The 21,229-nt window shown below is 43.2% G+C and carries 14 protein-coding genes; 5 read left to right on the top strand and 9 right to left on the bottom strand.

Going from position 1 to position 21,229, the window contains the following annotated elements; genetic code table 11:
- Positions 1 to 47 precede the first annotated feature (47 nt).
- On the bottom strand, positions 48 to 4,973 hold the full coding sequence (locus F9817_RS18045; RefSeq protein ID WP_161157557.1) for an AvrE-family type 3 secretion system effector: 4,926 nt from the start codon (positions 4,971 to 4,973) through the stop codon (positions 48 to 50).
- A gap of 67 nt (positions 4,974 to 5,040) precedes the next feature.
- Complete coding sequence (locus tag F9817_RS18040) at positions 5,041 to 6,249, bottom strand: pectate lyase (protein ID WP_202436515.1); 1,209 nt, start codon at positions 6,247 to 6,249, stop codon at positions 5,041 to 5,043.
- 193 nt (positions 6,250 to 6,442) lie between these two features.
- On the opposite strand from F9817_RS18040, the gene F9817_RS18035 reads away from it, so the two are divergent.
- Positions 6,443 to 8,023 carry a hypothetical protein gene (locus F9817_RS18035; RefSeq protein WP_161157556.1) on the top strand — a complete coding sequence of 527 codons (1,581 nt, stop codon included), beginning with the start codon at positions 6,443 to 6,445 and terminating at the stop codon, positions 8,021 to 8,023.
- Between the two features lie 63 nt (positions 8,024 to 8,086).
- Here the strand turns inward: F9817_RS18035 and F9817_RS18030 are convergent, their stop codons facing one another.
- The 5 genes from F9817_RS18030 to F9817_RS18010 all read right to left on the bottom strand — a co-directional run bounded on the left by F9817_RS18030 (position 8,087) and on the right by F9817_RS18010 (position 12,745).
- Entirely contained in the window at positions 8,087 to 9,322 is a 1,236-nt protein-coding gene (locus F9817_RS18030) for an NRAMP family divalent metal transporter (RefSeq protein ID WP_161157555.1), read from the bottom strand.
- 148 nt (positions 9,323 to 9,470) lie between these two features.
- Entirely contained in the window at positions 9,471 to 10,421 is a 951-nt protein-coding gene (locus F9817_RS18025) for a 5-oxoprolinase subunit C family protein (protein ID WP_237476287.1), read from the bottom strand.
- Positions 10,421 to 11,173 (bottom strand): 5-oxoprolinase subunit PxpB, encoded by a 753-nt coding sequence (gene pxpB, locus F9817_RS18020; RefSeq protein WP_161157554.1) that lies wholly within the window; start codon positions 11,171 to 11,173, stop codon positions 10,421 to 10,423. Before pxpB ends, F9817_RS18025 begins: the two co-directional genes overlap by 1 nt.
- Positions 11,164 to 11,913, bottom strand: a complete 750-nt coding sequence (locus F9817_RS18015; protein ID WP_161157553.1) for a 5-oxoprolinase subunit PxpA — start codon at positions 11,911 to 11,913, stop codon at positions 11,164 to 11,166. Before F9817_RS18015 ends, pxpB begins: the two co-directional genes overlap by 10 nt.
- 37 nt (positions 11,914 to 11,950) lie before the next feature.
- Complete coding sequence (locus F9817_RS18010; protein ID WP_161157568.1) at positions 11,951 to 12,745, bottom strand: putative hydro-lyase; 795 nt, start codon at positions 12,743 to 12,745, stop codon at positions 11,951 to 11,953.
- 172 nt (positions 12,746 to 12,917) lie between these two features.
- Between F9817_RS18010 and F9817_RS18005 the strand changes: the two genes are divergently transcribed.
- Positions 12,918 to 13,826, top strand: a complete 909-nt coding sequence (locus F9817_RS18005; protein ID WP_161157552.1) for a LysR family transcriptional regulator — start codon at positions 12,918 to 12,920, stop codon at positions 13,824 to 13,826.
- A 19-nt stretch (positions 13,827 to 13,845) separates the two neighbouring features.
- Here F9817_RS18005 and xylB read toward each other — a convergent pair whose 3' ends face one another.
- Entirely contained in the window at positions 13,846 to 15,297 is a 1,452-nt protein-coding gene (xylB, locus tag F9817_RS18000) for a xylulokinase (RefSeq protein WP_161157551.1), read from the bottom strand.
- Between the two features lie 199 nt (positions 15,298 to 15,496).
- Between xylB and F9817_RS17995 the strand changes: the two genes are divergently transcribed.
- Positions 15,497 to 16,669: a XylR family transcriptional regulator gene (locus F9817_RS17995; protein ID WP_161157550.1), complete on the top strand. Its 1,173-nt coding sequence runs from the start codon at positions 15,497 to 15,499 to the stop codon at positions 16,667 to 16,669.
- 44 nt (positions 16,670 to 16,713) lie between these two features.
- On the opposite strand, the gene F9817_RS17990 is transcribed toward F9817_RS17995, so the two are convergent.
- Positions 16,714 to 18,105, bottom strand: a complete 1,392-nt coding sequence (locus F9817_RS17990) for a sugar porter family MFS transporter (protein WP_161157549.1) — start codon at positions 18,103 to 18,105, stop codon at positions 16,714 to 16,716.
- Positions 18,106 to 18,387: 282 nt separating this feature from the next.
- On the opposite strand from F9817_RS17990, the gene xylA reads away from it, so the two are divergent.
- Positions 18,388 to 19,704 carry a xylose isomerase gene (gene xylA / locus F9817_RS17985; protein WP_161157548.1) on the top strand — a complete coding sequence of 439 codons (1,317 nt, stop codon included), beginning with the start codon at positions 18,388 to 18,390 and terminating at the stop codon, positions 19,702 to 19,704.
- 520 nt (positions 19,705 to 20,224) lie between these two features.
- The gene (locus F9817_RS17980; protein ID WP_161157547.1) at positions 20,225 to 20,857 is read left to right on the top strand and encodes a hypothetical protein; all 633 of its coding nucleotides are present in this window, start codon (positions 20,225 to 20,227) and stop codon (positions 20,855 to 20,857) included.
- Positions 20,858 to 21,229 lie beyond the last annotated feature (372 nt).

Here is a 21,229-nt window from a genome sequence, read left to right as displayed (position 1 = left end):
TTTAACGGGTTGTAACGCGGTTAGCAGACATACCCACCGCGTTACGTTTACGCTTTCACTTCCATTCCTTGTTTTTTCAGATCAACCAACGCAGAGGTAATATCTGTTTGATGGTTGGTGATTTCCCCTCCCACTGTATAGGTGCGGGGCACTTCTTGGTCGCGGCCATATTTGAAGTTGATACTGCCTGCATCACGTTCCATGTAAATAGTGGCGCTGCTTGAGCCGCTGATTAGTGGCGTTGGAGCCGAAAATCCTTCTTTATGAGAGCCTTTCTCCATTACCGCAATCGACTTTATGCGGCGGTTTTCTGGATTTTCTAGTGTCTTTTTCACCTCATCCATATTGATCTTACCTTTCGCGAAGTTCTTTTCTAACTTCTGGCGCACATCATCTTTGAGCTCTAATGTCACCATAGTGTGCGTGTTAGGATGTGAACGTGCTTTATTTACTATCGAGGCAAAATCTGGGTCTTGCTGCATCATATGAGTGATTTTCTCAGTTAACGCACGTTTATGTGATGGGGCGATAAGTGATGCGAGGAAGTCAATCGCACCCAGTTTATCCATCTGCTGTGGGTTGTAGTTAGTGACGGCCATTTTGCAGTCGCCCAACATAGAACCGTTAATTTTAGCAGCATCATGTTGGATGTTGGTTTTGTGCAGATCATTAAGGGCGGAATGCTGAGTATCATTAAGCGCTATGCGTGGTGAATCGCCAGCAAACAGTTTATTTATTGCCTCTAATTTTTTATCCACGGTGGGAAGTTTTTCGATTTCTTTAATCGCATGAGCGGTTGATTTATCTGGGAAGGCACCGGTGAGTGTTTCACCTAATTTGGTGATGGCTTCATCGGTGACGGGCTCAGCTTGCTTAGTACGCATTTCACCTTTGACACGCACGGCATTATCAATGGCTGCTGAGGCACTGACGGCCATTTTGCCCGGCATAGGTAATAGCCCTGCGTCGAATGATTGGTTATTACCTAGGGTGACATCAGCACTAGCCCCGGCTGTAGCTGCATTGAGTAGGCCATTTTTAGAGGTGACCGCTGTTTTACCATTATCGATGCCCTGAGTTTGCAGGTGATCTTTGGTGGCCGTTGCTAAGTTTAGTCCAGCACTTAAACCAACGCCTGCACGCAAATATGTGGTGTGATCGTCGGTTTTTTTTAGGTCCAAACGGGCGCGAGCACCAATGTTAACCGCCATATCTAAAGTAAAGCTGGTTTTCGTGCCATGAATGGATGCGTGCTCTTGTCCTTTAGCAATTAAGTCATTGGCCTTGAGCGTGCCATTGGTGAGGCCATCGACAAATTCATCGATATCGTTCCCTTTAAGGGTAAATGTGATTTCATTGTCTTTTGCGTGACTGGCATTCGCAGTAATCCCTGCGCCGACCATCACGTCTGGCTTAAAGGATTGTTGGCCGTTATTAAGGCTCGTTTTGAAGTCATTTCCTGGCTGATTCAGAATATAAGGCAGCGTATTTTTGCTGATCCCGAAGTTGGCCGATGCTGCTGGGCCTAAGTTTCCTGCGAGTGTCACCTGAACGCCATCTTCTTGACCGTTAAAATCGATAGAATAGTTACGTTTTTCACTGACGCCAGCAGTAGGGAACATATTGACCGCTTGGCCTTGTAACGGGGTCGGAACAAATGTGACGGAGGCGTCGACACTGTATCCGCGGCTGACATTCACATCATCACTTGGCTTAAGGCTATGCAGTAGTGACTTAAGATCTTGATTGAGCTCAGTTTGGTTTTTTGATTCAAGTGACGTTCGTGTTATTAAATTAACCCCATGATTTTCATCTTTCATCGCCCGGGTAAAATACTTAGTGACGTCGTAGTTTTCTTCAGCTTGCTTACTGCTTTGCATGCCTTTGTCGGATGCTTGTTTGACTGGTGATTGCTCGTAGCCTTTATCTGAGATGGCAAGGAAATCTTTTTCCAATTTAGCTAACTGCTCTGTTGACGGTTTACTGCCAGATAACAGCTCGGCTTTTTCGACTAATCCGTCGAGTTTTTGCAGGGTTAAAGAATCGAGCACCAAACGGGCTTTCACCAGTGACATCTGATCGTTAGGATCGCGTCGACGGCCGAGTGGTATCTCCGTTTGCTCATGGCTCATATTCAGTTTTAATGCTGAAAATGAGGTAAGAATATCGCCAGGAACAGACTCTTTCGACGCTGGAGTGTGTTTCCATAAAGGAAGAAGTTCATCCGTTAGGCTGTGACCACTACGGTTGATATTGAACGATTGGGTAAACGCTTTTGTTTTCGATGGTTTGTAATCAAACTTCATCGCGCCTTCGTCATCAATGATGCCTTGGTGTTGTCCAAGCGTCATCAATTGATGTTCAGCACTGCTCTCTGCATGGTGTCGCAAGTTTTCGATAGCCGCTTTCAGCCCTTTGGCCCCATCGCCCAAATCCAACTTCTCTAAGCGGGTTTTAAGATCGATAGGTGGACGTTCAGGCACATCGCCCGCTTGGATTTTTTTGCTGGTTAGATCGAGTTCTTCATAAAGCGCATGTTGCTGTTTATATAATCCATCGAGGCCGTTACGACCTTTCCAGTTATGTTGAGTTGAATCTGCAAAGGTTTTCAGTGGACGTGGTACATCCATCGTGGGCTGAAATACGTGTGCTTTAAGGCGAGATGTCCATTTACTATTTATTTTTCCGCCTTCCGCGCCAGACATTCCGCCCATCTGTGCTGTGACGTTAACTTGTGCCCCATGCTTGGTGACTTTTGTTCCTTTGGTTGCGTGTGACAAACGTGAAAAGAGATGATCACGCTTACTAATGTTGGTGGTTGGATCTTCCGTGTGGGTTGATTTCCAATCAGCTTTGCCGAGTTCTAACGTTTGGTGATTATCGGTAGTTAGGGTGACTTTACGTTTGGCGTTCAGTGATAGTTGTTGAATCTCGCCATCACTTTGAGGCACATCAACAGGTTTCCACGTATGATTCTCCTGCGGAGTTAACACACCTTGCCAATCTTTTTTACTGAGCTTAAACACTTTGCCTTCATCGTTAAGCGCATAAAGGTTGGCATTTTTATCGATAGTCAGCTGTTTGACTTCACCCGTTAACCCTTTTTGTGTGACAGGGTGGGCTGGGTTGATGGGCTGACTAGTGCCCGAGCGTAAGTGTGTATGTACTAACTCACCTTTATCTGTCAGTGCTACATGTTGGTTACTGTTGATGACCGCTGCCGCTTTGATTTTTCCTTCCGGCATCGCTTTCGGACCATCATCTAAGCTTAAATCGCCTTTCGTGTGGTGCAGAGAAAATAGGTTGTCTTTACCAAAGCGAATGGCACCAGATTTTTCGTTGACTGTGACTTTTTTTAACTGGCCTTTTTGTAAGGCGTAAGCTTGACCATCTTGACCACGTTGTAATGAATCAATGTTGTCGGCTTGTTCGCGCCATGTTTGTGTTTGCGGATCTTTCGCGAACAGTTTGTTGTCGTGTAAGGCCATTTTTCCTTGACGACCAAAATCTTCAACATCCAGTGTTTGCTGGTCAACGCTTTTTAAACCTTGTATATTATCAATGTGTAATACATCCGAAAGGTTCCACCCAGGGGTAAACGCTTCACGATGGTTCATCATCGGACACGCATGTTCTTGACTTGAATGATCTTTGACTAATAACGCGACCTTACCATTGTCATCGGGTAAAAATCCTTGTAGCTGAATGTCATCACCTAAATGCGTTTTCAGTTCAGACGGTTTCATCTCATGGAAAGTGAGCTCATTTTGACCTTGTTGGGGTAAATCCGCTTTTAAAAGGCGATTTTCTTTATCGATGGCATAGACATGATGGTCGTCTATTCCCAAAGATTGGATATCTGGTGATTCATCTTTTGTCTGCTCAGTTTTTAACGCCGGTTCAAAATGTAGCTTGGGTGATTGGGCATTTTTATCATCGATTGATGAATGAAACTCGATGGTTGCGGGTTTGTCATCGCCACTTTTAAATAGCAAAGCAATCTTGCCTTGTTGGTTGACACCAAAGCCATCAATCGATTTATCTTCTGAATTGAGTGAAGATTGAGTGCCGAGTTGAGTGAGGTGCTTGCCGTCAGCAACCGCAAATAATGCCCCTTGAGGCTGTTTGGCCAGTTTGCTCAGCTTTCCTTGGGCGTGGTCTTGTTCTTGCCATGTACCATGTTCGCCTAGTGTGTACAGCTTACCATCGTGCAAACGCGCTTGTTGGCCGGACTCATCTTTATGAATACCGCTGGTATGACTCAACATCGCATTGGAAGGTGTGTGGGTGCTTTCAAGATCTCGACCCATGACTGGCATATGCGCCGTCGTAATGGGTTTGGACTTGTGCATTGCCAGCAAACCAGCCTGTTTATCTGTTTCTATAAAGGTAATGCTACCTTTGGTGTCTTGTAGCCACTGGTGAGCGCCATCTTGAGCAGAATGATGAACCATGTAGGACTGCTGAGATTTTCCTAAAGTGCCTTTTAGTAATGCCGCTACCGGTTTTGCTGTTCCTTCGCCGATAGAGATTTTGCCATTTTTCAGCGTGAGTTCCGGTGCATCTAACACATCGGGCTGTTGCGTTTGAGAAGCTGAGTGGGCAGACGTTGATGTTTGATCAGGCTGTTCAGCCATGACGGCTGATGAAGAACTCGCTTTATTTGATTGCCCTGATTCTACCTGTGCATCGTTTTGTGCTTCTTTTTTTAACAATTCCGCTAGGGAGTGATGCTTTTTATGTTGATGCTTAGCAACAGGGAGACCATCTGGTGCGCTTTCAAGCTGTGCGACATCTTTGGGAAGCGGTAAATGACTTCCTTCTGCGGCAAGTGTCGCAACTTGATTATGCTGTGGCTGGGCGTTTTGTTGCACAAGTTGGAGATTCGGGTGATTAGATTGGGTAGTCGATTGTGCGGCCTGACTGGCTTGTAATGTTTCAGCCAATATATGGGCACTGTTACCTATTTTCATGAGTAATCCTTATCTGTGAGCGATGCAAAAAAGCTTATGCTGCTCAAGGCGACATAAGCTTAAATCGTTAGGAGATATTGAGTGAGGCTGAATCGGGTAGTTTGTACATACCTTTAACGTTATCAGTCGTGACATTATTGGCATTAACGTTGACGGTATTACTGTCACTTTGTACCAGCGCACTGTGACCGTTGGTAGCTTTAACGTTGTTGAGATTAATATCCCAATCGGCTTGTTGGCCGCCATTGGTGCGCACCAGTTTGCCAAAATCATCCGCTTGAACGTTATCAAGTGTTAAAGTCCCGGCGGCATTCAGCTGGAATATTTTGTCGTCTGCACCTTTAGCACTACTATTTTTGATAGTGACATCACCACTGTCTTTCATGGTCAGTGCATCTTCACCGACGTTAGTCCAGTGCACATTATCGACGGTGGCATCGCCATGGGTATGAACGCCATCAGCTCCGTTATCACCAATCACAACATTCTTCAGGGTTGCCCCATCTTCTAATTCAAACAGAGGTTTTTGATCTTCCGCTTGGTCACCACTACCTAGTTTTGAACCTGCTGTGAATGTTTTACCTTGTCCATCAAAGGTTTCTCCGGCCTTAACGACAATCGGTTTGTTGACGACCGTGGCATCCGATGATGCGGTTGGGAACATATTGACGCTGGTACTGCTGGTATCGCTGGTGGCATTGGAAAGGGGTTGGGCTGCTGTAGAATCCGGTGTTATTTGGGTTGTATCGCTGCTTTGAGTGGTGACTCCTGCGCCAGATTGAGGCGTGACCGCGGAAGTATCGGCGAGTGATGATGTTAATGCACTCGAGTCTGTGGTTGATGGGCTGGATAAGTCGGTTGGGGAAGAAAAGGTTGAGGATTGGTTATCCATCATCTTCCCGACCTCTTGATTGAGTGGACTTGCCGCTTGAGAAAGCTGGCTTCCTCCTCCTTGGGTTCCTGTTGAACTGCCTTGCAATAATTGGTTAGTTAGCTGCTGTAACGCATTATCAGAAGAAGATGATGAGCCAAACGGATCAGAACTTCCGCCCTGATTGCTTCCTTGGTTAGTGCTTCCTCCTTGCTGCATCATTTGCATCGCTGCCATTACCAGCATCGCAAGTAGCATGGTTGCACCGTCACTATTTCCTTGAGACTGAGAGGTATTATTCTCCCCTAATGCTGACGCTGAGCTTTGCCCTTGATTATCTCCCGAGGTCGCGGAGTTTTGCTGCCAACTCGATGAGTCAGAGAGGCTAATACCCAAATTAATCATGTTGTACATTCCTTTTGTTGGGGTAACAGTTAGTTTAGATAGTTGAGAATGAGGGTTTGGTGTATGTGTGGGTAGCGGTAGGTAATGGTTCCCATAAGTAATCAATATGAGAACTCTCTTATTTACAAATAAATCAATAATGGAACTATATGCAATCTGTTTCTACATAAAAGAGAAAAGGAGTCATTTAGTAATGAGTTTGATTCATTCTCTTTTCCCTTCGCATCATCACGCAATTTCAAGTACTTCCGATGCCGAGCCATTAAAAACGAAATCGACTCAAGCCGAGACCGTTGATACATCAGCCCATCTGCAAGCGAAACGCAGTCCCATCGACAAAATGATGGCAAAATTTCATGGTGAGAGGATGGCCTACGAATTAAATCTGCAAGTGGGTGACAAAAAAGGAGGGGAACAAACCAGCAAAGGATCCGAAGCAGAGGCCTTAAAACCGGTTCTTAATGAGGATTACCAGCGCCAATTCAAAACGCATTTAACGTTGTTTAAAGATATCGCTGCAATATGTGATGCTCTAGAGCAGCAAGGTGAACCATTTTCTAAGCAACAGAATTTGCAGCGTCAAGAGCTGAATACAACCATTGATAAATTAGAGTCGATGGCACCGTTACTATTACATGGTGTAAGAGGGGCTAATGAGGATCTGTCGAAAAACAGTTTGGCTGATGTAAAAGCGATGGCGCAGTATGCGAAGCAGGATGTGTTGTCGGAACGTAATGTCATAGCTCTTTTACAAGAAAAACCAAGGCAAATTTTACCATTAGTCAATAATATGGATAGTTTGTCGCTGTTGTCTAAATATGTAAAAGATCAGATGTCTAGCTTAGCGGGTTCTTTAAGAAAACAGTCGCCGGAGGTGATTCACTTTTTGGCGCAACGTAAACAGGCGTTAGGTCAGCGTACGGACAAGTCTTTATCGGAAGCAGGTGTGCAACAAAATATCTCACAACTGCTCAGCAGTGCTGTAGAAGGTTTTAATCAGGCTACGCTTGATAGTCACTCTCATGGCGGGCGTGGTTGGTTGGCAAAACACGCCAAGGCTCTTCATCATCTTGGTTTTCATATCAAAACGCCGGATGAATTTCGTACCAAGATAAAAGATCATATTGAGTCTGAATATGGCCGCTTATTTCAAGTTGAGATAAATAAAGATAAGACCTTAAGTGTTCATGTTAACGAGAACACGATTGGCGCATTGCCAACCAAAGATTTCGTCCGTGGTCTTGATGATATCTACCATATGATGACAAAAAACTATGATAAAACGACAGTGAAAGAAGCCATTAAAGCGAGTGATGATGTTGAATGGCGTAAAGGCACTGGTGGTGAAAAAGTGCTGTCATTGACGGATAAAGCGGAGCAAGCACTAAAAGAGGCGCATGCCATTGATGAATTAGCGCCTCAGAACAAATTGCAAAGTAGCATTATGCGGGGAGTGAATGACTTAAAACTGAGCCATCTTAAAGTCGGCCTGCAGCAAAGTTTTCAGCAGCGGGCCAACGATATCAAAAATAGTGCGGATAGTTGGCTCAACCTTGACTCGAAAGTAGCGGCAGGTAAGGCATTGATTGTGGATAGTCTGATGAAAGATTTGATGGATAGTGAATCGCCACAAGATATGCTGAATTTGATTCGTACCGCCTTCGATATGAATAACCAGTTATGTGACAGTTCACCTTTGATTCGTAATTCGGGTAAAACCGGTGAGTTAATTAATGATCTTTATCATGCGATTTCGCGTTTTATGTCTGAGTAAATAAGCGATTGGATAATAAAAAGGGCTTCTCTGGAAGCCCTTGTCACTTAATGAATAACAGAATTATGCCAAGACCATTTTATAGATACTGTACAGGCTCATTAGTGCCATCATAATCGTGATGATCCAACCGATAGCAGATAGCCATACAGGGTGTTGATAGTCACCGACAATGCGTTTTTTATGTGCGGCTACTAGCATCGTGCCCAGTGTCACTGGAAGAATGAAGCCGTTAATCGCTCCTACCAATACCAATAGCGCAATTGGCTTACCTATTGAGCAGAAGATAAAGGTGGAAATAACAATGAAACCAATAATGAATCCTCGGCTATGGCGTTCAATGACTGGGTGGAGTGTTCTTAGGAATGACACTGAAGTATACGCAGCGCCGATCACAGATGTGATGGCCGCAGCCCAAAGCACTAAACCAAACAGCTTGTAACCAATATCGCCTGCGGCGTGTTGGAACATTGAAGCAGGGGGATTGCTTGGATCCAGTGTCACACCTTGACTCACGACACCTAATGCTGCCAAAAATAGAATAATACGGACAATCGATGCCACACTAATAGCAGATAAAGACCCACGGGTCACCTGTGGAAGAGACTCTTTGCCCACCACACCTGCATCAACTAGGCGGTGTGCCCCCGCAAACGTAATGTAGCCACCGACGGTGCCTCCGACTAACGTGACAATCGAAATCACATCTAAATGCGCTGGCGCTACCGCGCGATATGCGGCTTCAGCAACGGGAGGGTTGGTTGAAAACAGCACGTATAAGGTCATCAAAATCAAAGCACCGCCCAGAATAATGGTAAAACGGTCCATGACCTTAGTGGCATCTTTGAGTAGGAAAATCGCAACTGCGATGACCGCACTCAATGCTGCGCCACCAATAGGGCTGATACCTGGAAAGAGAACATTAACGCCAAGGCCGGCTCCGGCAATATTACCGATGTTAAATGCTAGACCGCCCAATGCGACGGCCGCTGCAATAGCAATACCAAGGCCGGGTAATAGATCATTGGCAATATCTTGGGCACGTTTTTTAGAGACGACAATAACACGCCATATGTTGAGCTGAGCACCGATATCAAGCAAGATGGAAATGAGAATAACAAAGGCGAAGCTGGCGCCAAGTGTTTGAGTAAAAACAGTGGTTTGTGTTAAAAACCCGGGACCTACTGCCGATGTGGCCATAAGGAACGCGGCACCCATGATAAGCGACCAATCAAAACCAGATTTACTCTTGGTTTGAGAACCGACGCTCGTTTGCGTAATGACTCTTTCTGAGGACATAGTATCAACTCCTGTATTGTGCTTGTCACGATCCTGTGACAAGGGCTCTTGGGGTTCTTTTCAGAGTGAAATCGTTTCAAACTCTCAATAATTGAACGACAAAATTCATCTCTTTCACTTCTAAATAAAGAGAAAGGTGTGCACTCCTTTAAACCGTTGTGCGTTGGTTTCGACTCACATAATGATTGAAGAACTGCAGTTCCAAACGGCGTTCTTGAGTCGCTTGCTCTAAGCTCTTTTCCACAAAGCGCACGGTAGTACCGGGTTGGCTTTGGGCGAGTTTACTTAAATCTTTGGCGCAGACGCAGCCCATTTTTGGATACCCGCCAATGGTTTGTCTATCGCGCATCAAAACAATGGGTTGCCCATCGGCTGGAATTTGAATCGCGCCGAGTGCAATACCTTCTGATATTAGTTTCTGTTCTTGGCATTGAATGGACTCGCCAGATAAACGATATCCCATACGATCGCAGTTGGTTGTCACGGTATAGTCATGATTAAAGAATCGCTCACGTTGTTCTGGAGCAAAGCGATCGAACTGATAACTTGGAATAACATCTAATTCAATATTGGGTCCATATTCAGGGACAAACTGGCTTGGTACTTGGCGCAGTGGAGCGTCATCTTGCTGAGTGATGTATGGCACTTCATCGCCAGCCTTTAAAGCGCTGCCATGTTGATCTAATCCACCAAGTTGATCGCGAACCACCGTGGTGCGGCTATGTAAAATAGGATCTGATGTAAATCCGCCTTTAACGGCAAGATAGCAACGTGTACCGTAACGTGCGCCTCGAAGAGCAATGGTATCTCCGGGCTGGGCGTGATAGCTCTGCCAAGGTACTATGGATTTATCGTTGAGTTTTGCGCCCATATCTGCGCCAGTCAGAGCAAAGGTGATCTCTGCGGTAAACTCTGCACGAAATTGTCCCATCGTGATTTCGATTTGCGCATCATTTAACATGTTGTCTAATAGACGGTTTGCCCATAAGAATGCGTGCTCATCCATTGGTCCGCCAGGGCTAACACCAATATGTTGATGACCCTGACGACCTAAATCTTGTAGCAGACTCAAAGGGCCGGGGGAAAGAATACGTAACATCAGGCGATCTCCTTATCACGCTGAGGCTTTTTTGCCGAATTGCCCTCGTGGCGATGGTTTAACTCCGAGTCGAGTGAGCCTCCTAGCTCAATAAACTCTTCTCGAGTGATTGCTTTAAATATCACTTTTGCACCCATCTCAAACAAAGACAGATTAGCGCGCTGATAATCAATCAGTTCCATTGGCGTTTTACCAATGACTTGCCATCCACCCGGCGAGACTTTTGGATAAATTGCAGTTTGTCGATCGGCAAGGGCAACACTGCCTTTAGGAATCGATAAACGCGGTGTTTTCTTCCGGGCAATTTCTAACTCAGCGGGCGTATTACCGAGGTAAGCAAAGCCCGGAGTAAAGCCAATTGCATAGACTCGGTATGCCTCACTGGTGTGCAGACGTACCACTTCTTCAAAATTCAATCCAGTATGTTCACAGACGTCATCGGCATCCAGTGCTACTTCTTTTCCGTAATACACCGGAATTTCAATCAAACGTGACGGTTCTTTATCACTTTGCGCAGAAGTTATATTGGCTAATACAGGAGTCAGCTTGGCAATGCATTCAGTGCAATCCATCGCCATTAAATCAAATGTCACGAGGATCGATGTGTAAGATGGAACAATATCGACCAAGTGTTCATTCAATTCTGCACGAATTAAAGGTACAGCCGCACCGATAGCATCGGCAACTTCAGCGCTAATGACGTCACCAAAATAGAGAATGACTGAATTTTCATTAACCGCGTTTATTTGCATACGGCTTGTCCCTGATGAATCAAGCTATCCAACAATTTCGCCGTTGGGAGTGCTTGTGGGCCATCACCGTGAATACATAGCGTATCTGCTCGAACTGGAATAACGGTACCAGAGAGTGTGGTCACTTGTTGGTGTTCAATCAGAGATTGTGCTTGTGCTCCGATGGTGTCTAGATCGGCGTATGCCGAGCCGGGAACGGAGCGAGGAACAAGGCGTCCATCTTCACCGTATGCGCGGTCTACAAACGCTTCAAACCACAAGGTAATCCCATATTTTTCAGCAGTTGCTTGATACTGTTGGTGATTAGGTACAGCCATGACAACGAGTGGTAATTCTGGCGCGGCTGATTTCATCGCTTTTAATAGCGTCTCAAATAGTTCGTCATCTTTCATCATGGTGTTATAAAGCGCGCCGTGAGGTTTTACATAACTCAGTGGAACGCCTTCACTGGCACAAATGAGTTTTAATGCCCCAATTTGATAGATAAATAGGGCAGTGAGTTCGTCACTGCTCAATGCCATATTTCGGCGGCCAAAGCCTTGCAAATCAGCATAGCCGGGGTGAGCGCCAATAGTGACACCGTGTTGTTTGGCTAAACGGACAGTATTTAGCATTACTGTTGGGTCAGAAGCATGCATACCACAAGCGATATTAGCCATATCGATATATGGCATGACCTCACTGTCATGTCCTATTTTCCAGTTACCGAAACTCTCACCCATATCGCAATTGATCTTCATCCTTGTCTCCTGTATTGCTTCAGATGTTGTTATCAGGTTAAAGCACTGCGTGTGCATTATTCAATAGATCAGTGATTAACATCTTGCCTGGTGAGTGAGTGATACAAAAGGGTGGCTTACTGTGGCGTACCACGTTTTGTGGTGTCACGCCGCAAGCCCAAAATACTGGCACTTCGCCATCATAAATATCGACAGCTTCACCATAATTAGGTTGCGTAATATCTTTAATGCCAATGGTTTCTGGAGAGCCAAAGTGAACAGGGGCGCCATGCGCTTTGGGAAAACGACTGGTGACTTGAATCGCGCGAATGGCATCTTTAGGCGTAAATGGTCGCATCGAGACCACCATGTTGCCCGAGAATTTTCCAGCAGGTAAGCATGCAATATTGGTGTCATACATGGAGACATTGGTCTTCTGTTCGATGTTACGAACTTTCAATCCTGCTTGCATCAAGGCATCTTCAAATGAGAATGAGCAGCCTAAAGCAAAAATCACCAAATCATCACGCCAGTGCTGGCCGAGATCGTTTACTGCTTCGGAAAATTCGCCATCATGGAACACATGGTATTCCGGTACATCGCGGCTAACATCGATATCATAGCCAAGCTCTGGAATGTAAGGATTACCAGGTTCAGACACCCCAATCAGTGGACAAGCGACCGGGTTTTTTTGACAAAACAGCAGAAAATCAGCGGCCCAATCAGCAGGAAGAATCAGTAAGTTAGCTTGTAAATAGCCTTTAGCTAATCCACTGGTAGAACCTTTATGTTCATTGGTTCGAATGAAGGCACGCACGTCGGCGGGAGAAAGAGAAGCTAGTCCATTTGTCATCGTCATATAACCAGTCCTTGGTTTATTTATTCGTTATATACAAAATAACGATTATGGTGATAATGTCTATTAATGAATATTTAGTTATTCNTAGTTATTCTGATAAATATTTTTTATGAAGTGTCTGAATAACGATTTATCACCTTGGTCTTGGCATGAATAGGGAGATTAAATGCTAAACCTTAAACAGTTGGAAACGTTTGTTTGTATTGCTAATTTGGGGAGTTTTCGCCAAACAGCTGAACAGCTATGTACCACTCAACCTGCTATTTCGACCCGGATTGTCAATTTAGAGAATTCATTGAATACCGTGTTATTTCACCGCGATGGTGGCAAGGTCTCTTTAACGGCGAAAGGTCGAGAATTATTGCCATTGGCAGAGAGTATCGTATCGGGCAGTCAGAATTTATTACAAAAAGCGAATCGAGGGATAGAACTCTCCGGCTTATTGAAAATAGGAGTGTCTGAAACCTTAGTTCATACTTGGATTCCGCATTTTTTGGAACAGCTCCATCAACTGTTACCTCAAGTTGAAGTGGAACTGTCAGTTGATGCCACCGTTAACCTAACCAAAGATTTATTAGCCCGCAACTTGGATATTGCGATGATGATGGGGCCGGTTAATGAGCCATCTGCGGTCAATAAACCGCTCAGTAGTTATGAACTGTTTTGGGTTGCTCGTCCTGATATCGCCGAACAAATAGAACATAAAGTAAGTAATTTTGTGAGTTGGCCAATTATTACTTACGGACGAAATACATCGCCATACCATGAAATTGCTCATTATTTTAAGCTGAATAATATTCACAATATTCGCTTTTATTCTTCCGCTTCTTTATCCGCAAGTTTGAAGTTGGTTGAAAATGGGGTAGGAATTGCTTCCTTACCTAAGGAAGTGGTTCAGCAGCAATTAGATAACGGACAACTGGCGGTCATTAATGCCGATTGGCAGCCCAACCCGCTGAATTTTACCGTGACCTATTTAAACTCGAGCGAAAGTATACGTAATAACACGTTGATCAATCAGGCGGTTGATATGGCTTTGACTGTAGCTAATACAAAGGCCAGCTCTATGAGCTAGGCCTTTGTCGATGTTGTGATTAAAATAAGGATTTCAGTTGGTCGTATAAGGCTTTATATAGCTGGCGTTTTGCTGCATATCCTTGGTGTTGTTCTAAATCTGGATGATGTTCTGCCAATACTGGTGGTTGAGGGCAAATATCTCTCGTGTTAGTTCCCGGAGTGGCGAGTGCTAACTGGGCTAAACGTGCAGCACCTAAGGCAGGGCCAACATCACCACCTTGACGGTAAACAAGAGTTTGATTAAAGATATTTGCTAACATCTGGCGCCAATATGGGCTTCGAGCACCTCCACCAATTAAAGATATCTCATTAGGATGTTTACCTTTGGTATGCATCGCATCTAAGCCATCAGCAAGTGCAAATCCGACACCTTCTAATACTGATTGTGCTAATTGATAACGGTCAGTGGTATGAGTCATTCCAAAAAAAACGCCCTTTGCATCAGGATTATTGTGTGGCGTTCTTTCCCCCGATAAGTAAGGTAAAAATACAATATCAGTGGTGGGTTTTCTTTGTTCTAGTTCTTCCATCATACTTGGTACATCATTGAAATTAGTCAGATTAGCTACCCAATTCAAACAAGAAGCTGCACTTAAGATCACCGACATTGTGTGCCAAGTGTTAGGAAGTGCGTGACAAAAGCTGTGCAGTGCTGCTTCAGGGTTGGTTACTACACCATGACTGACAGCGAAATAAACCCCAGAAGTACCTAGTGATATCATTGCTTGTCCTGGTTCAATAGTACCTACTCCGATCGCTCCTGCAGCATTGTCACCACCACCAGCTATAACGGGAATTTTAGACAATCCAAGCTCTTCGGCCACGTTAGGAAGTAAAGTGCCAGTCACCTCAGAACCTTCATATAGCTTTGGCATATTTGAGCGGTTTAATCCGGTCGCCGCTAGCAACTTATCGCTCCAATCTCTTTGATCTATATCGAGCCACATGGTGCCTGCTGCATCAGACATGTCAGATGCGTATTGTCCGGTTAATCGAAAGCGTAAATAGTCTTTAGGTAGCAGAACCTTAGCAATCTTGGTAAATACTTCCGGTTCATTATTTTGTACCCACTTAATTTTAGGTGCACTAAATCCAGGCATCATTAAGTTGCCGGTTATTTCTCTACTATCGGGAACGGCTTCTTCCAACCATTGGCATTCTTTAGCGCAGCGACCGTCGTTCCAAAGAATTGCAGGCCGTAGGATGTTGTTGTGGCTATCAAGTAATGTCACACCATGCATTTGTCCCGACAAACCAATAGCTTTTACGTTTGTTAACGAATGCTTTTGTCCCAATTCTTGAATAGATTGGCAAGTTGCTTTCCACCATTGATTTGGATCTTGTTCTGACCAAAGTGGTTGTGGACGAGAGACAGACATAGAAACCGTAGCAGACTGCACTACCTCTCCTTCTTCAGTCATTAGAATACTTTTAACGCCTGAGGTGCCTAAATCAATACCGATATACATCGTTGTACCCCTTTTGTTTCACTAAATTTGTTATGAGTTTTTATCCTTTTGTTTCGATTTTAACTCGTAAATTCATGACCTCAATTACGTTTTTTAGCAACCAAATTAACGGATTTAACGACTGAGTTAAGGATCACATTGATAGGGAACAGCGGTTGTTAAAATCCTGTGTTTCAATAAGGGAGTGCTAAAGTTGGCCATGAATAAGAACTATCAGATCTCGTTATTGTTTAATGCCAATAAAGCTTATGACCGTCAGGTCATAGAAGGCATTGGTGAATATTTGCAAGCATCTCAGTGTCATTGGAATATTTTTATTCAAGAAGATTTTACGACTGATATAAAGCAGTTCCAAAATTGGAAAGGAGATGGCGTTATTGCCGATTTTGATAATCCTCACATAGCAACATTACTTGCCCAATCTGATATTCCTGTCGTTGGAATTGGCGGTTCCTATGACAATTTAGAAGATTATCCTGCTGTTCCTTATGTTGCGACGGATAATGCATCTTTAATTGAGGCGGCTTTCGTTCACCTTAAGCAAAAAGGTTTACAACGTTTTGCTTTTTATGGAATACCTCATGATTCTTGGGAGCGTTGGGCATGTGAAAGAGAAAAAGCCTTCGTTAATTTGGTTAGTAGAGAAGGGTATTACCATTCTATTTTTCGCGGTAGTGAAACTAATTCTGAAACATGGCAATTCGACATGAATAGATTATCTGATTGGTTACAGCAGTTACCAACACCAATCGGTATTATCGCTGTGACGGATGCCAGAGCACGCCATTTATTACAAGCTTGTGATGCACTTAATCTTGTTGTGCCAGATAAAATTGCCGTAATCGGTATTGATAATGAAGAAGTGACTCGATATTTAACTCGAGTTTCCCTTAGTTCTGTTGGTCAAGGGACCAGAACCATGGGGTATTCAGCTGCAAAGTTGTTACAAAAGATGCTTGAAGGAGAGCGATGGGTTGGGAAATCTTTTCCTCGTATTCTTATCCCTGCTACTCGGGTATATGAACGTCAAAGCTCCGACTATCAAGGCGTTGATGATCCTTATGTAGTTCAGGCTATGCATTACATTCGTCAAAATGCTTGTAAGGGAATAAAGGTTGAACAAGTTTTAGATCATATTGGTATTTCTCGAACCAATTTGGAGGCCCGTTTTAAACAAGAAAGAGGTCACTCAATTCATCATGAAATTCATCAAGTCAAATTAAATAGAGCGAGTTATTTGCTGGCAAGTAGTGAGCTAACTATTGCCGATGTGGCTGAGGTGTGTGGCTACCCATCAATACAGTATATGTACTCGGTTTTTAAAAAGGCGTTTAATCAAACGCCTAAAGAGTATAGAACTGAACGTAACTGACAGCGATCTAGAGTGTAGATCGCTGCAAAGAAGCGAAAGGTAATTTAGTGAAGGGCAGCTTCACCATGAATGTGTTGTTTTTTGTGCCAGAGCTGCTCTAGTTGTTCTAAAGAACGACCTTTTGTTTCGGGAACCCACCGATAAATAAAAAATACTGTAAATAAGCCAAAAATCCCATAAAGCCAGAATGGGAAACCACCATTAAAGGTCTGATAAATAGTGCTTTGATGGTCATTCATCATCGGGAAGGTTTGTGATACCAAGAAGTTTGCAGCCCATTGAGCAAAAACAGCAATTGATAATGCTTTAGAACGGATGTTGTTAGGAAAGATCTCTGCTAAAAGTACCCAAACAACAGGGCCAAGAGATAAAGCAAAAGCAGCAATATAGAGCAACACAAACACGAGAAGGTAGCCACCAATAGCGTTCATATATGCAGCAGTACCAATGGCTATCATACTAATTGCCATTAAAAATGCACCAATCATCATGAGAGGACGGCGACCAAATTTGTCCACGGTAAAAATCGCCACGGCGGTAAAGCTCAGGTTGACCGCACCAACCAAAATAGTTTGCAGTAATGCTATATCTATTGAAGAAGAACTAAAGCCTTTCAAGATAGTAGGAGCATAATACAAGAAGACGTTAATACCGGTAACTTGTTGTAAAACACTTAACATAATCCCAATGATGAGTACTCCTAGCATCCCTGCAGCTACAATTGACGGTTTGTCTTTGTGACTTAAAGAAGCTTGAATTTCATGCCATTGGTTTGAAACATTTTCACCAGGACTGAGCGCTTGCAATAGCTTTTGAGCTTGTTCATCACGGCCTTTCATTGCGAGCCAACGAGGTGTTTCTGGAATAAAAAATAGCAGAACAAGGAACAGGCCCGCAGGGATGGTTTCAGAGGCGAACATGTAACGCCAGCCAGTATGATTTAGCCATTGCTCAGTGCCAATAAGTGCGATGCCGTAGTTGACAAAATAGACCACTAACATGCCAAAAATTATTGCAAATTGGTTACACGCGACCAAACCACCTCGACGGGCTGGTGGTGCTACTTCGGCAATATACATGGGGGATACCATTGATGCGATCCCAACACCAATCCCTCCGATAATGCGATAGACAACAAAGGTCCAATAGTTTTGTGGAATCGCAGATCCGATAGCAGAAATTAAGAACAGTAAAGCAGCAATAAAAAGTGCTCCTCGACGGCCAAAACGCGTACTGGAATCACCAGAAATTAATGCACCGATGACACAACCGATAAGAGCCGAGGATGCGGCAAAACCTAGCTCAGTCGAAGTTAACTGAAAGTAATTTTGTAGTGCTTCTGTCGCCCCAGAGATAACGGCTGTATCGTAGCCGAACAGCAGTCCTCCTAATGCGACAACTAGCGTTAGTCTAATAACACTTAGTTTAGTTTCCATGATTTATACCTCGTTATTTTTTATAGGGCACTATCTATTCTGGAAACCCGCAGCAATTTATAAATTACTTAAAAAGACTTCATGATTACGATATTTCGCTATTGTGAGTGTGGCTATAAATCGAACAATAAATCGGGTTGTGTAACGTAAAAAACGTCAATTTGGGTCCTAATTCACACAAGATAAATATAGAAAATTTGGTGTGAAAAATCGTAATTGTTCAATTTTCTGTGAGGTACAAAGATAGTTAGCAGAGGACAAAAACGATAAGAGGATAAAATCATGACTGAGTTCTTTTCCAACGTGAAACCTATTCAATTTGAAGGAAAAAATACCGACAACCCACTCGCATTTCGATACTACGATGCAGACAAAATGATCTTGGGAAAACCAATGAAAGATCATCTACGTTTTGCTGCTGCATACTGGCATAGCCTCACTTGGCCAGGAGTGGACATTTTTGGGCAAGGAACATTTGAGCGACCTTGGATGCAACCGGGTAATGCGATGGAACTGGCACATCTCAAAGCTGATGTCGCATTTGAATTTTTCTCAAAATTGAATGTGCCTTATTACTGTTTCCATGATGTTGATGTGTCTCCTGAAGGGGCTAATGTTCGTGAATATGTGAATAACCTAGCGCAAATGGTTGATATTTTGGGGAATAAACAAGAACAAACCGGTGTGAAACTGTTGTGGGGGACCGCTAATGCTTTCTCAAATCCGCGTTATATGGCTGGAGCTGCAAGTAACCCCGATCCTAAAGTCTTTGCCTATGCTGCTACTCAAATTTTTAATGCGATGAAAGCGACGAAAACATTAGGTGGTCAAAATTATGTGCTTTGGGGAGGACGTGAAGGATACGAAACGTTGCTCAATACTGATTTACGTCAAGAACGTCAACAGCTGGGACGTTTGATGCAAATGGTTGTTGAAAATAAGCATAAAATCGGTTTCAAAGGTACTATCTTGATTGAGCCTAAACCTCAAGAGCCAACTAAACACCAATACGATTATGATGTTTCAGCAGTTTATGGGTTCTTGAAACAGTTCGGCTTAGAAGATGAAATTAAAGTCAATATTGAAGCAAACCATGCCACTCTTGCTGGTCATAGTTTCCAACATGAGGTTGCTACTGCAGTTTCTTTGGGAATTCTAGGTTCGATTGACGCTAACCGTGGCGATCCTCAATTAGGATGGGATACTGACCAATTTCCTAACAGCGTAGAAGAAAACAGCTTGGTGCTATATGAAATCCTCAAAGCTGGGGGATTAACAACGGGTGGATTTAACTTTGATGCTCGTTTACGTCGTCCATCTATTGCACCGGAAGATCTTTTCTATGGTCATATCGGTGGTATGGATACGATGGCTCTCGCACTGGAAAAAGCTGCTGCCATGATTGAAAACGATCAATTAGCGAAGAATATAGCTCAACGTTACGCCGGATGGAATGAGCCTCTGGGTAAAGGTATCTTAAATGGTGATTACTCATTAGAATCTTTAGCAAGCTATGCAGTGGATAATAATATTCAACCTGTGAAAGAGTCTGGGCGTCAGGAGTATTTAGAAAATATTGTTAACCGGTATATTTTCTAATTTTCATTAGCTCCTGAGTTAAGCGGCTATATCAATAACCAAATGACATCAAGATGCAGGATTTAGATCTACATCAACGAGCACAGAGCAGCTCAATAGCGGAAGGAATGGCATTCGCTTTCACCGTGTCAGGGCGAATAAATGGGCTTGTTGATGATCTACTAAAGGTCGGATTTTATTCTCTCTTGTGCTACGTGGTTGATTTTCTATGTAGAATGACTCTATCTTAAAATCAGCACTTTGTATAAGAGTGAATAGTAATCTCGCAAAACATTATCTTAGAGTTATTTGGGGATCATAATCATCCCCGTAGCCGCTTGATATTTTTTAATAACTGAACTTCTATTGTTAAAGTCTGAATAATGTAAAAATAAACTGTGATCTTTACCCAGACTAACTATTTTTTGTTCAATTCTTTGTTAATTCTCTCCTAGCCTTATGGGAAAATTCTTTCCTCAAAATAAACCTGAGCAAAGTGACTCGGGAATCAAAAAATATAAAATAATTGGCTAGGTAAAACATGAATAATCAGATCATCAATTCGATGAGTCTTGAAATAAGTGACATTTGGAAACGGCGTTTTGAGCTGTTTGATTCACTCAGTGCTCAAGAACGACCTCGTAATGACGTTTTTAAATCAGTTGCTTATAAAAGTTTAAGTATTAAAGAGCGTTATATTCTGTCTTTCAATCCCTTGGCATTTTTCGGCGGATTCATTTATTACCTGTTTAAAGGTATGACTGAAAAAGCGGGCGTATTGTTTTCTGCAACGGCGATATGGTGTGCTTTATTGGCCGGAGTGGAGTACCTACTAGGAATTCGCATTCCATTAGTATTCTACTGGGTGATCCCATCGTTACTCAGTGCTCAGCTTGCGAATTTTGATTACTACTGCAAGCTTACTCAAGGTGAATCTTTATGGCCGGATATGCCGCGTTGGATTTATCTGCGCTACGGTGTTACTCAGATGGTATTAGCGGCGAGTTTGATTTGCGGAGGCGTTGTGACTTTTGTGTCTAATCACCAATACTCGACAGCAGATGCACGTCATTCAATGCAAGCCATTCGCATTAATTGTGGTTTAGACAAAGTTTATGTGATGCCTAACGAACTTGATTTGTTTGGTAAACAGGCGTTGTGTCGTAATTTTTAGGTAAATCATGAGAAATCATCATACTGTTTGAGTGTTATGTTGCATACAGAATTAAGGTTGTTAATGAATGATGCCTTACTCTCTCGAACATATTAAATATTTATGCAATTCTAGCCGCCAAAATTTTTTGGCGGCTTTTTTATGGAAAAACATTAGCTAAGTTACAGAGTCTAATGTGAATTTTTAATATCATGCATAGATATTCAGCTGAAATATGCCAGATTAATAGAGAATCCACCTTTTTATAGTGTTTAATCATTGAAAATAAGTGTGATAGACTCTGCGTCTCTTATTACTATTTTGCAATTTATTGCACTTTTATTCGATTTTTAGTGATGTTGAGCGCTTGGTTGTATATCAAGAGGAAACACA

The sequence above is a fragment of the Vibrio eleionomae genome (assembly GCF_009874545.1).
Taxonomy (GTDB): Bacteria; Pseudomonadota; Gammaproteobacteria; order Enterobacterales; family Vibrionaceae; genus Vibrio; species Vibrio nitrifigilis.
The sequence above is the reverse complement of the archived record's forward strand: the minus strand, read 5'-3'. Positions and strand labels throughout refer to the sequence as shown.

What these genes read in the sequence shown, in the direction of transcription:
- F9817_RS17995 (WP_161157550.1), top strand. Translation starts at nt 15,497, where the DNA reads ATGAATAAGAACTATCAGATCTCGTTATTGTTTAATGCCAATAAAGCT.
- F9817_RS18025 (WP_237476287.1), bottom strand. Translation starts at nt 10,421, where the DNA reads ATGTTACGTATTCTTTCCCCCGGCCCTTTGAGTCTGCTACAAGATTTA.
- F9817_RS17980 (WP_161157547.1), top strand. Translation starts at nt 20,225, where the DNA reads ATGAATAATCAGATCATCAATTCGATGAGTCTTGAAATAAGTGACATT.
- F9817_RS18040 (WP_202436515.1), bottom strand. Translation starts at nt 6,249, where the DNA reads ATGATTAATTTGGGTATTAGCCTCTCTGACTCATCGAGTTGGCAGCAA.
- F9817_RS18045 (WP_161157557.1), bottom strand. Translation starts at nt 4,973, where the DNA reads ATGAAAATAGGTAACAGTGCCCATATATTGGCTGAAACATTACAAGCC.
- F9817_RS17990 (WP_161157549.1), bottom strand. Translation starts at nt 18,105, where the DNA reads ATGGAAACTAAACTAAGTGTTATTAGACTAACGCTAGTTGTCGCATTA.
- F9817_RS18005 (WP_161157552.1), top strand. Translation starts at nt 12,918, where the DNA reads ATGCTAAACCTTAAACAGTTGGAAACGTTTGTTTGTATTGCTAATTTG.
- F9817_RS18035 (WP_161157556.1), top strand. Translation starts at nt 6,443, where the DNA reads ATGAGTTTGATTCATTCTCTTTTCCCTTCGCATCATCACGCAATTTCA.
- F9817_RS18015 (WP_161157553.1), bottom strand. Translation starts at nt 11,913, where the DNA reads ATGAAGATCAATTGCGATATGGGTGAGAGTTTCGGTAACTGGAAAATA.
- pxpB (WP_161157554.1), bottom strand. Translation starts at nt 11,173, where the DNA reads ATGCAAATAAACGCGGTTAATGAAAATTCAGTCATTCTCTATTTTGGT.
- xylB (WP_161157551.1), bottom strand. Translation starts at nt 15,297, where the DNA reads ATGTATATCGGTATTGATTTAGGCACCTCAGGCGTTAAAAGTATTCTA.
- F9817_RS18030 (WP_161157555.1), bottom strand. Translation starts at nt 9,322, where the DNA reads ATGTCCTCAGAAAGAGTCATTACGCAAACGAGCGTCGGTTCTCAAACC.
- F9817_RS18010 (WP_161157568.1), bottom strand. Translation starts at nt 12,745, where the DNA reads ATGACAAATGGACTAGCTTCTCTTTCTCCCGCCGACGTGCGTGCCTTC.
- xylA (WP_161157548.1), top strand. Translation starts at nt 18,388, where the DNA reads ATGACTGAGTTCTTTTCCAACGTGAAACCTATTCAATTTGAAGGAAAA.